This is a genomic window from Agrobacterium rosae (assembly GCF_002915175.1).
GTDB classification, from domain to species: Bacteria; Pseudomonadota; Alphaproteobacteria; order Rhizobiales; family Rhizobiaceae; genus Agrobacterium; species Agrobacterium rosae.
Window position 1 is genome coordinate 797,467 of sequence record NZ_NXEJ01000008.1, and the last position, 11,465, is coordinate 808,931.

Annotated in this window: 12 protein-coding genes; 2 read left to right on the plus strand and 10 right to left on the minus strand. The window is 55.6% G+C overall.

The window, feature by feature from the left end; all coding sequences use genetic code 11:
* Positions 1–84 precede the first annotated feature (84 nt).
* Complete coding sequence (locus tag CPJ18_RS19405) at positions 85–582, plus strand: hypothetical protein (protein ID WP_077102654.1); 498 nt, start codon at positions 85–87, stop codon at positions 580–582.
* A gap of 108 nt (positions 583–690) precedes the next feature.
* Here CPJ18_RS19405 and CPJ18_RS19410 read toward each other — a convergent pair whose 3' ends face one another.
* The 10 genes from CPJ18_RS19410 to CPJ18_RS19455 all read right to left on the minus strand — a co-directional run bounded on the left by CPJ18_RS19410 (position 691) and on the right by CPJ18_RS19455 (position 10,942).
* Positions 691–1,383, minus strand: a complete 693-nt coding sequence (locus tag CPJ18_RS19410) for a ParA family protein (protein ID WP_077102832.1) — start codon at positions 1,381–1,383, stop codon at positions 691–693.
* 114 nt (positions 1,384–1,497) lie between these two features.
* Positions 1,498–2,589, minus strand: coding sequence for a protein-glutamate methylesterase/protein-glutamine glutaminase (locus CPJ18_RS19415; RefSeq protein ID WP_077102656.1), 1,092 nt, complete (start codon positions 2,587–2,589; stop codon positions 1,498–1,500).
* Between the two features lie 8 nt (positions 2,590–2,597).
* Positions 2,598–3,446, minus strand: a complete 849-nt coding sequence (locus CPJ18_RS19420; protein WP_103659654.1) for a CheR family methyltransferase — start codon at positions 3,444–3,446, stop codon at positions 2,598–2,600.
* 14 nt (positions 3,447–3,460) lie between these two features.
* Positions 3,461–3,955, minus strand: a complete 495-nt coding sequence (locus tag CPJ18_RS19425; RefSeq protein ID WP_077102660.1) for a chemotaxis protein CheW — start codon at positions 3,953–3,955, stop codon at positions 3,461–3,463.
* A 119-nt stretch (positions 3,956–4,074) separates the two neighbouring features.
* Positions 4,075–5,748, minus strand: coding sequence for a methyl-accepting chemotaxis protein (locus tag CPJ18_RS19430; RefSeq protein WP_077102662.1), 1,674 nt, complete (start codon positions 5,746–5,748; stop codon positions 4,075–4,077).
* A 171-nt stretch (positions 5,749–5,919) separates the two neighbouring features.
* Positions 5,920–7,731, minus strand: a complete 1,812-nt coding sequence (locus CPJ18_RS19435) for a methyl-accepting chemotaxis protein (RefSeq protein WP_077102664.1) — start codon at positions 7,729–7,731, stop codon at positions 5,920–5,922.
* A gap of 1 nt (position 7,732) precedes the next feature.
* On the minus strand, positions 7,733–8,278 hold the full coding sequence (locus CPJ18_RS19440; protein ID WP_077102666.1) for a chemotaxis protein CheW: 546 nt from the start codon (positions 8,276–8,278) through the stop codon (positions 7,733–7,735).
* Positions 8,275–10,266, minus strand: coding sequence for a chemotaxis protein CheA (locus CPJ18_RS19445; RefSeq protein WP_103659655.1), 1,992 nt, complete (start codon positions 10,264–10,266; stop codon positions 8,275–8,277). Before CPJ18_RS19445 ends, CPJ18_RS19440 begins: the two co-directional genes overlap by 4 nt.
* Positions 10,263–10,631: a response regulator gene (locus tag CPJ18_RS19450; RefSeq protein WP_077102670.1), complete on the minus strand. Its 369-nt coding sequence runs from the start codon at positions 10,629–10,631 to the stop codon at positions 10,263–10,265. The genes CPJ18_RS19445 and CPJ18_RS19450 overlap by 4 nt, the downstream gene beginning before the upstream one ends.
* Entirely contained in the window at positions 10,628–10,942 is a 315-nt protein-coding gene (locus tag CPJ18_RS19455) for an STAS domain-containing protein (protein WP_077102672.1), read from the minus strand. The genes CPJ18_RS19450 and CPJ18_RS19455 overlap by 4 nt, the downstream gene beginning before the upstream one ends.
* On the opposite strand from CPJ18_RS19455, the gene CPJ18_RS26640 reads away from it, so the two are divergent.
* A complete protein-coding gene (locus tag CPJ18_RS26640; protein WP_143240025.1) occupies positions 10,923–11,285 on the plus strand; it encodes a hypothetical protein in 363 nt (120 codons plus the stop codon). The two genes, CPJ18_RS19455 and CPJ18_RS26640, sit on opposite strands and share 20 nt — an antisense overlap.
* Positions 11,286–11,465 lie beyond the last annotated feature (180 nt).

The following is an 11,465-nucleotide window of genomic DNA, read 5'->3' on the forward strand; positions in this document are numbered from 1 at the left end:
TAACTCAAACTGAACAGGAAGGTTCAGCGAGGCGTGGGTGTGGTTCGGCTAGATTGGACTTGTCGTTCAAAAGGAGCACCGAAAATGCACAACGAAGATCAAGCCCACGAGCCTGTAAATACAGCATCCGCCCACCCGCCACACAAGCATCGTCGCCGACTGGCGCTGCCAGCTCTTGCCGCAGTGGTTGCCCTTGCCGTGGGTGCAGCCGGTGGCGCAGCTGCCATGAAACTGGTGCGCCCATCAGCGGAGATGGCACCCATGACGCCCGTTGCGATATCGACGATGCCAGCGTCCAGTCTCGTCACCATCAAAGGCACGGTCGCCGAGATCTACGGCAACAAATTCGTCCTTCAGGATGACAGCGGGAAAGCGTTGATCGAAACGGGTCCTGGTGGTGAGGATGGCAAACTGGTGACCAGCAATGAGGCCGTCACGGTACAGGGTCGCTTTGACGACGGTTTCGTGCATGCCAGCTATCTGGTTCGTCAGGACGGGAAAACGGAAGCACTCGGCCCGCAGAAAGGCCCACCACCACCGCACAAACACCTTAAGGACATTGCCCGCGAGCTAGCGCCGTGACGTGACGACAAATGTCGCCCAAGGCGCACACCGTCTGATGAACTGCGTCCCTGGTTTTCCTTTGCGGGAAGGCCGGGGACGTCACTCTGTAAATTGTTCAGATCGAACCTATGCGGCAGATGAATATCGTGCGACGGATTGGACTGGCAAAAGCCGAAGAACTTCGTCGGCAAATGCGTTTGCATTTTGCAATGCCTTGTCCAGATTGCTGACCTGTGACGGGCTCATCATGTGCAGATACCCGCCAAACTCGAACATGTCGCGGAACGCGGCGCGTTCAATGATCGGCGTATCCAGCACATGTACGTTGCGTTTCGCTAAAAGGGCCTTGGCAGCAAGAAGTGCCCGTGTCGTCACCATGGAATTGACGCGGGACAGCACCACCGAATGTGGGATTTTGATGGATGCCCGGTCATCGAGATAACGAAGCAATTCGAGGACCTGCGCTCCACCCTGTGCATCCATGGTACTACCCTGCACCGGTATCAGCACATGGTTCGAAAGTCCGACCGCGGTTGCCAGAAGGGGTGATTGAGCGCCGGGCAGATCGATGATGACGTGGTCGAATTTGCGGCGGTTGTTCAGCACATGTTGCTGAAGGCTGGAGGCCGAAACATAGGTGATGACGGAGAGGTCAACGCGGTGATCGGCAGCTTCGCTCCATTTGGAAAGCCAGCGTTGCGGGTCGGTATCGATAACACAAATCTTCAATCCGCGCCGCGCCAGTTCCGACGCAAGCAGCAAAACTGCCGTTGTCTTGCCCGCGCCGCCCTTGGTGTTTGCGAATGTGATGACCGCCATGATGGATCCGATAAGAGCTGAGACGGTCATCGTCTGATTGGCACGCCGAGATCATGGCGCGTGCCAATCATTGAACATTATGGTTAATGATTTCTAAAGAAATCCGGCGAATCCCTATCGGCGGCGGCGGTCTTCGTTCAGGATTTCCTGGGCGATCTGATTCAACGGCAAGATTTTATCCACACCGCCATGCGCGATCGCCTCTTTGGGCATGCCAAAGACGACGGAGGAGGCTTCATCCTGTGCAATCGTCAGCGCACCGGCCTGATGCATTTCCAACATTCCGCGCGCACCGTCGTCGCCCATTCCGGTCATGATCACGCCCAAGGCGTTGGAGCCCGCCGCGCGTGCTGCCGACCGAAACAGCACATCAACGGAAGGACGATGACGGGAGACGAGGGGGCCATTCCGGACCGACGCGTAGTATCGCGCACCCTGACGTTCCAGCAGCATGTGCTTGTCACCCGGTGCGATCAGCACATGGCCGCGCAGAACGGTGTCGCCATCCTCGGCTTCCTTGATTTCAACGTCGCAAAGTGTGTTCAAACGCCGGGCAAAGGCTGCCGTAAATTTTTCCGGCATATGCTGCACGATCAATATGCCAGGCGAGTTGGCAGGCAGCCTTTCCAGCATTTCCCGCAATGCCTCGGTCCCACCCGTCGAAGCTCCCACGCAGACCACCATTTCCGTCGTCCGTGCCATCGCTTTGCCGGAAGGAGGTGGGAGAACAGCGTCTGCGGTCAACTTTGCCTGTGGGGCATTGGGAATTGCATGGCGCGAGAGTGTCTTGATGCCCTTGACGCGGGCGTGCGCGGCGCTCTTGACCACTTCGCAGATGCGTTGGGCGGATTCGGCCAAATGGTCGGCGGCACCAATGCGTGGCTTGAGAATAATATCGACAGCGCCAGCTTCAAGCGCCTGAAGCAAGGTCTCGGAGCCGGCTTCCGTCAGTGATGAACACATGACGACCGGAATGGGATGCTGCGCCATGATCTTGCGCAAAAAGGTAATGCCGTCCATGCGCGGCATTTCAACATCGAGCGTTATGACGTCCGGTAAGTCTTCCTGGATCTTCTTCGCCGCCGCGAAAGGGTCAGAGGCAGCACCTATCACCTCGATTGCGGGGTCTGCCTCAAGAACCGCGGTCAGCGTTTGCCGGACGCTGGCAGAGTCATCAACGATGAGGACGCGTACTTTTTTGACCATGTCTGAGACTATTGTTTCATAAAAATTGTATTGGCAACCTGCTTGATGGGCAGATCGATGCCGGTCACAGTCTCCGAATGGCCTATCAAAAGATAGCCGCCAGGTGCAAGGCACTTGCACAACTGGGTCAAAACGTGAGTCTGGGTCTTCTTATCGAAATAGATCAGTACATTTCGGCAAAACAGGATGTGGACAGGGTCACCGATTTCGTAGGTCGCGTTCATCAGGTTCATGCGTGCAAAGCCGATCTTTGAGCGCAGCTTTGTAGCGATACGCACATCGTTTCGCTGCTTTTCCTTTGCCTGCATGACGTATTTGCGTTTGAATTCCGGAGGTACCGGATCCACGAGATCTTTGCTGTAGATTCCGCTTTGAGCCTTCATCAGCACGTCGGTAGACAGATCGGTCGCCAGGATGTTGAAGTCGGAGATCACACCTTTTTCGAAAGCCTCTGCCATGACCATTGCCATGGTGTAGGGTTCCGCGCCGGTTGAACAGGCCGAGCTCCATGCCCGAACGCGACCAATGCCTCTTTTAGCCAGAGCCGGCAGAGCGGTCTTTTGCATGTAATCGAAGTGATTGGGCTCGCGAAAGAAATCGGTCTTGTTGGTGGTCACGACGTCGATCAGGAAGATCGCTTCCGCTTCCATGCCATCATGGCGAAACAAATAGTCACAATAGGTGCTGAAGGTTGGATAACCGGTTGCACGCAGGCGTTTTCGCAGCCTGCCTTCCAGCATGGACCGTTTCGTTTCAGGCATCTTGATGCCACAGTAATCATAGATGAAACTGGAAAGCTCACGAAAATCGCGTGTGCTCAGGCTGTCGTCGAAATTAACGCTTACAGCGGTACTCAACTCTTATATTCCTTTCACGCAGCGCGCATTGGCCCGGCATTGACCTTGGCAAGATCGCCCGCTTCGCTTGAAAACAACTGTGCAAGGTCGATGATCACGACAAAATCACCTTCCCGACGGACGACACCGGCGATGTAGCTGGAATTCCAGCTGATGCCGATGTCAGGTGCGGTTTCGATCTGGTCCAGGTTGAAAGGTGTAACTTCGAAAACCTTGTCGGCAACCAAGCCCAGAGCCAGCAACTTGTCACCGAACGGAATATCGAGAACCAATATTCGGGTGTGCGGTGTTTTTACCGTTTTGGACATGCCGAGACGCAAACGAAGATCGATGACAGGAACGCCCTGCCCGCGAACGTCCCGAAGGCCGAGCAAGTAGTCCGGACCGTAAGGAATTTTAAATGCCTCTTCGTGGTCGAGAATTTCGCGAACGACATCCACAGGGACGGCGAAGATTTCCTCACCAAGACTAAAAGTCACGTATTGAGTATGAGTGGATGGGCTCGCCATTTTACGTTGTCTCCAAAGTCCTGTTCATTGAGTCAATTTGCTCTGTGCCGTTGCCGGGTTCCGAAATGAGCCGGCGCGGATGAGCACGAACACTCTCCCGCACCGGCCAGCCTCAGGTCCTATGCGGACTGGCGGAAATCGTGGTCATCGTCGTCAGGGCCGCCCATGGAAAGATCAAGAGCGAAGCCTTTGGCGCGTGCCTGTTGCGTCCTGACCGAGTTGTCGGAGGCAGCTTTGCGAACGGGCTTCTTCTGTTGAAGGCTCGCCGGACGCGGAGCAGATGACGCCCCGCGGGTGTTGAAACGGTCGACCTTGAAGAAGGCGATGCTCGTCTGCAGCTCTTCAGCCTGTGCTGCCAATTCTTCCGATGTCGAAGACATTTCTTCCGAAGCGCTGGTGTTCTGCTGTGTGACTTTGTCCAGTTGCTGAATGGCTTCGTTGATCTGGTTCGCACCGATATCCTGTTCGCGGCAGGCTGCAGAAATTTCTGCAACCAGTTCCGCTGTCTTGCGAATATCGGGGACCAGACGGTTCAACATATCACCGGCATCAGCCGCGGCCTTTACCGTTTCGCTGGACATGGAGCTGATTTCGGCAGCGGCAGACTGGCTGCGTTCGGCAAGCTTGCGAACCTCAGATGCGACGACGGCAAAACCCTTTCCGTGCTCGCCTGCACGGGCAGCCTCGACAGCAGCGTTGAGGGCGAGAAGGTCTGTCTGGCGAGCGATTTCCTGTACGATGGAGATCTTTTCGGCGATCGTCCTCATGGCGACCACGGCCCGGCCGACGGCTGCGCCGCTTGCTTCGGCATCCGTTGAAGACTGACGGGCGATTTTTTCCGTCTGAGCAGCATTTTCAGCGTTCTGACGGATATTGGCTGCCATCTGCTCCATCGATGCGGATGCCTCTTCCGTGGAAGATGCCTGCTCTGTCGCGCCTTGCGATACCTGCTCGGAGCTGGCGGAGAGCTCTTGGCTTCCAGACGAAACATTTTCCGCTGCGGAAATCGAATCCGAAACCACGCCGCGAAGACGTTCGATCATCGTGTTGACATGCTCGAGAAGCGTTCCGATTTCATCGCGTGTGGTAATGGTGGCCATATTCGTCAGGTCGCCTTCGGAGACGTTGCGAACGGCGACGATTGCCTTGTTAAGGCCGCGACTGATGGAGATCGAAATCAGGATTGCAGAAATCACGGAGATGATGGCGGCGACGATCGCGAGGCTCAAGAGTGCGGTGAACGTGCTGTTGTAAGCTGCTTCGCTGGCCTTGTCGGATGCCGTAATACCCTCTTCCGTCAGGACGGCGAGGTTTTCCGTCATAGCATCGAGCTTTTCGGATGCGACCGTTCCTTCATTCTGGTTGAGTTCCAGCGCCTGGTCACGATTATTCGATTTCACAAGACTAATGACGCGGTCCTGAAGGGTGATAAAATCGCCCCAGAAGTTACGAATTTCTGCCCACTTTGGTTTGAATTCTTCCGACGCGCTTTGCTCGCCAATCGTGAGGGCATCTGTGAAGTTCTTACGTTCGGTTTCGATCATCGACAACGCGTTTTGCATACGCTCGGGCGATGTTGAAAGAAGCAAGTCGCTTTCGGCGAGACCCAGACCGTCGAACGCGCCCGACACTTCGTTCGCGGCGTCGTCCTGACGGATCGGGCCGCTGATCATGCTGTCCTTGAGGCTGTCCATTTGTCTCAGGCCGTTGATGCCGAAGACAGCGCATGCCGCCATGAGAAGGACGAGTAGTCCAAATATAAGGCCGAGTTTCAGTTTGATGGTGAACCGCATAATAAGTCCTCTAAGACAGTGCTTGAAATGATTGTGTGTGGGGTATTTCCAGCCCCTAAAATCACGCTCGAAGTGATACATTCACTTTCCGCGATAAAATTTACGACACTCATCGTCGCACCGGTCTCAAGGGTTCGGGAAAATATTCCCCGAACCCATATTTAATTGGCTTTATGCGCTTTCGCGGAAGTCGGCGTCATTGGCGTCTGGGCCACCCATGGACATATCAAGCGCGAAACCCTTTGCGCGGGCCTGTTGTGCTTGAATAGACTGATCCGGGCGACGTACCGGCTTTGCGGGCTTTGCAACTGGGCGATGTGCGGGAGCGGCAGCACGTGGGGCCATGTAGGCCTTTGGTGCTTGGCTGGTGCCGGAACGTTCCACCTTGAAGAACGCGATGCTTGCCTGAAGCTCTTCAGCCTGCGCTGCCAGTTCTTCCGAGGTCGAGGACATCTGTTCGGAAGCGCCGGAATTCTGTTGCGTTACCATATCAAGCTGTTGAATGGCTTCATTGATCTGGCTTGCACCGATATCCTGCTCGCGGCATGCGGCAGAGATTTCCGACACGAGTTCTGCCGTTTTGCGAATATCTGGAACCAGACGGTTCAGCATCTCGCCAGCTTCGGTCGCAACCTGAACGGTCTCGCCCGATAGCGATGAGATTTCGGCTGCTGCTGCCTGGCTACGCTCTGCCAGTTTGCGAACTTCGGATGCGACCACGGCAAAGCCCTTGCCATGTTCTCCAGCACGGGCGGCCTCGACAGCAGCGTTCAGCGCAAGAAGGTCGGTCTGGCGAGCGATTTCCTGAACGATCGAAATCTTTTCAGCGATGGTACGCATGGCCGAAACCGCACGACCCACGGCTTCGCCACTGGCTTCCGCATCCTTCGAGGACTGGCGAGCAATCTTCTCGGTCTGAGCGGCGTTGTCGGCGTTCTGCTTTATGTTGGCGGCCATCTGTTCCATCGAAGCAGATGCTTCTTCGGCAGAGGATGCCTGCTCGGTTGCACCCTGCGAAAGCTGCTCTGAGCTTGCAGAGAGTTCCTGGCTACCGGACGAAACGTTGTCGGCTGCCGACAGCGCATCTGAAACGACGCCACGAAGGCGCTCTACCATGCGCTGAAGCGAAAGACCCAGCGTGTCCTTGTCAGAAAGCGGTCTTGGTGTAACCGTCAAGTTTCCGTCGGCGATTTCGTTGGCAACGCTTGCCGTGTTGCGCAGATTGCCGGTCATTGTGTTGATGCGCGTGACGAGATCCTTGATTTCGTCATTCGTCTTAATTTCGACCTCCTGATCGAGGTCGCCGATCGATACGGCTTCTGCAACCATCATAATCTTGCGGAGGCCGCTGCTGATGCCCAGCGCAATCCACAATGCGGTGATGGCAGCAATAACAACGGCGGCAACCGATGCTGCAATTAACATAATGCGTGTCTGTTCGTACTCGGAAGCCGCAGACTGCTTGGCTTCGTTAAGACGCGCGCGGTTCATCTGCACGCCATCATCAAGTTTCTGCGTTAGTGCACTTGCCGCCACACGGCCATCACCCGAAGAATAAACCGATGCGGCAGGTACGTTGCCTTCGGTAACATATTCGCGAACCCGATCGTCACTTGTTTCGAATGTCTTTGTGATTGCCTGCAGGTCGGTCCAGTAGCCGCGTGTTTCCGCACTGGCCGTGGCCGCCATGTCAGTAATCATCTTGTCCATCTCACCGCGAATCTCGTTGCTGGTAGCGATGTGTTTTTGCGCTTCCTGCGGAGAACTCGCCAGAATAAGATTTTTCTGCGCACGCACGGTCGCAAGCGACAGTGCGTTGATCTGGTGCGTTTTGTCGAGACGAACGACGGTGCCGTCAACCACGTCATCCATGGCGTCTTTTGCGGTGCCCAGGCTGTAAATTCCGTAGCCTGCTGTTCCAGCGAGCATCACGATCAGAAATCCGAACGCGATTGCCAGTTTCAATTTAATTGTAAATCGCATTTCAGATTTCCTTCGAGAGTTCGATGACGTTGCTTCTGGACGTGGCTTTCATAGTTGAGGCGTCGCGCTGGGCCGTGAAAATCGCAATCAGGTTCGGCATGATGACGAATTGCGGGCCACGCTTGATAAGGCAGTGGATGTAGTCCGGCCTCCAGCGCATGCCTACGCTCGGCGGCGGTTCACTGGCGGACTTTGAAAAATTGGTCACTTCATAGACCTTGTCCGTACGCAGGCCGATCAGTAACCGCTCGTCCTCGATCGGAAGTTCGATAACGATAATCCGGCTATCTATCGTCTTTTCGGCGGCACCCATGCCGAACGCCAGGCGGATATCCGCCAGCGGTATGACCTTGCCGCGAAAGTTGATGACGCTGGCCACGAACGGCTTGGCACCGGGCACGGCGGTTTCAGGGAGAAGATCGAGGATTTCCTGAACCCGGATGGCCTCGATCGCGAAAGTTTCTCCTTCGATGGAGAAGGTCAGGACTTCGAGGCTGTCGCGGTCGCCCCACAAATCTTCGGATTTTTTCAAACGAGACTGGTTCATCCGGCGATGCGCATCTGCGCCTCCTGCTGCTGTCCTGCGGCCACCAGGTGCCCGACGTCGAGAATGAGTGCGACACTGCCATCACCAAGAATGGTTGCGCCGGAGAAGGTTGCGACGTCGTGATGGAGTTTCGACATCGCCTTGATGACCGTCTGGTGGTCGCCGATGATCTGATCGACGACGAGGCCGACGCGTTCCGATCCCGTGGAGATGACGACGACCTTCTGGAACTGGTCCGGCGTGGTGCCCGTATGGAAAAGTTCGCGAAGACGAATGAAAGGAACGAGACTTTCACGCAGCGAGATGAAAGAGCGACCACGTGATTTCACGTCGTTTTCCGGTGTCAGCTCGAGGCATTCTTCCACGGCGGAAAGCGGAATGACGTAGCAGCCTGTGCCGACGCGCACCAGGAGACCATCGATAATGGCCAGTGTCAGCGGAATGGCGAGTGTGATCTCTGAACCTGCACCAGGCGAACTGCTGACATTGATCGTGCCGCGCAGCCCTTCGATGGTCTTCTTCACCACATCCATTCCGACGCCGCGGCCGGACAGATTGGTGACCTGCGCTGCCGTGGAGAACCCCGGCTCGAAAATCATTTGCAGAAGTTCCTGACCAGACAGCGTGGCACCGGGGGCCACCAGACCGGACGATTCAGCCTTTGCCCGAACCCTCTCGCGATCGATGCCGCGACCGTCATCCCTGATGGTGATGGTCACATCGCCGCCGGTCTGGCGCGCTACCAGCGTCACCTGACCCGCAGGGTTCTTGCCTGCAGCAATACGGTCTTCTGGAGTTTCCAGCCCGTGGTCGCAGGAGTTTCTGACCAGATGCACCAGAGGATCAGCCAGCCGTTCGATTACGACCTTGTCGACCTCGGTGCTTTCCCCTTCCGTCAAAAGTTCGATCTGCTTTCCGGTTTCGCGGGCAAGATCGTGGACGAGACGGCGGAAACGGCTGAACAATTGCGAGATCGGCACCATGCGAAGCACCATCATGGTGTCGCGAAGCTCGCCGGAAAGACGCTCCACATCTTCGGAAACGGAGCGGAGCTGGATGTCGACACTGGTGTTTGCAAGCTGTGATAGCCGCGATTGTGCGATCACCAGCTCTCCGACGCGGTCCATCAATTCATCGAGACGCTCGGCCGGAACGCGGACGTTTTCGGCGTTTCTGTTCTGTTTGCCATCACTATTTGCCTGCGCGGCGGCCGGGTTTGCCTTTGCCGCTTCTTCGACCGGTGCGAGTGGCTGAACGATCTCGGCGGTCGCTACAGGGTCGCTCGAGATTTTTTTGACGTCGATTTCCATATCGTCCATGACGAAGATGAAGACGTCATCAATGGCCGAGCGCGGCTGATCCGTTGTCAGAGTGACGCTCCAGGAGAGGTGCAGATTGGTAGGTTCGATGAGATCCAGTGCCGGAATTGCCGTCGCATTAACGGCAATCGTGCAATCGCCCAGTTCGGCCAGCTCATCCAGAAGACCCAACGGGTTCGTACCGTTTGCCATGGAATTGGTCGGCAGGCTGAAATCGATCTGCCAAGTTACGGTGGACGGTTCATCCGCTTTTACGGTCGCCACAGGTTGGGCGTGTTTTGCAGTCGCACTTTCGTTCGTGCCGACCGCGGCCTGCAATTTTGCCAACAGACGATCGCCCGTTTCTGGAAATGCAGTTGCGGGATTATCGACCAAGCGGCGCATGTGGTCCTGCGCCTCGAGCACGGCTGCGATCAGTTCGCTGCTTGCAGGAACCTCACCCTTGCGGACGCGGTCGAACGCGGTTTCGCAGTGATGGGTAAAGGCGGCCAAGGCTTCGAAACCAAACATGGCTCCGGACCCCTTGAGGGTATGCAGGCCGCGAAACACGGCGTCGATCTGTCCTTGGTTGGACAGGTCATGCAACAGGTCCAGCAAACCGCTCTCGATCTGTTCGAAAAGCTCGGCTGCTTCTGTTCTGAAAACCTGAATGGGGTCCAGTATGTTCATCTACCAAGAACCTTTTTGACGATTTTGACCAGATTTTCAGGATCGAAAGGCTTGGTGACCCAACCTGTCGCTCCAGCGGCTTTCGCACGTGCTTTCATGTCCGCATCTGACTCGGTGGTCAGGAATATGATCGGTATGCCCGTGTGTGCCGGCGACTGCCTCAAGGCTTCGATCATTTCCAGACCGTTCATATTGGGCATGTTGAGATCGGTGACGATCAGATCGAACGGACCGCCTTTTGCCTTTGTCAGTCCATCAGCGCCGTCAACCGCTTCAGTCACCTGATAACCAGCATTCGTCAGTGCGATTTTGGTTGTCATTCTGATGCTGGCAGAGTCATCGACAGTAAGAATATTGGCGCTCATTGAATTTCCTTTCCATGCAGCCAGAAGAGGCGAGAAGCCTCGTCCATATTCGTAAGGAACCCGCCCCGGCGAAGTGTATCGACAACGCTCGCAGAGGCCGGTTTTGTCAGTGTGATGTACTTGCCGTTCGCCCGCGCATAGAGCCGCGATGATTCGATGAGCTGGATGAAGCTCAAATCGGTTTGCGCATCAGCGGGAATATCGATCGTCACTGCTTTGTGCATCTGAAGTGCCTCAAGGAGGCTCTCATGGACGGGCACGATACCGCGTATGGAGAGTGACGGAGGCAAATTGAGTGTTTCTGGCGTCATCAGTCTTCCTACTTCCCGGCTGCCTCGAATTGACGGCGAGCAAAAAAATGCCCTTTGGCGTGTCTTCCAACGCTGGAAGTTTCGCCAATGCGATCTGGCGTCTCCGCGTCGATGGAACATTCTGAAGATTTGTGCCCGGCAGGCTATGTTTTGCACAGACGACAAGCTGTCGCCGCTGAACACGCAGGGCATCTGTCAATTGGCTGGATTAACAGCTCTCGACATACACCTGGTCATTTCAGACATAGCCATCGCGGCGCTGTCCTTGCCTCAAGCAAGTAAAGCGTTCCAAATCGGTTCATTTTTGAAAATCGGATCGGCGTCATGCAACCCGCAGCGATAGCACCACAACCCAGCGAGAAATCGCTATGTGTTGTAACTGCTTATCATATTAGCTTATTGATATGGCTGTAGTGGTTAAGGCGCAGTTAATGGAGGTTGCGATTAGTCGCAGGCATCTTAAAGTTTGTGGCTAAAATGCGATAATCCATTGAATTTTCAATAATAATGACCGGTTCTACCG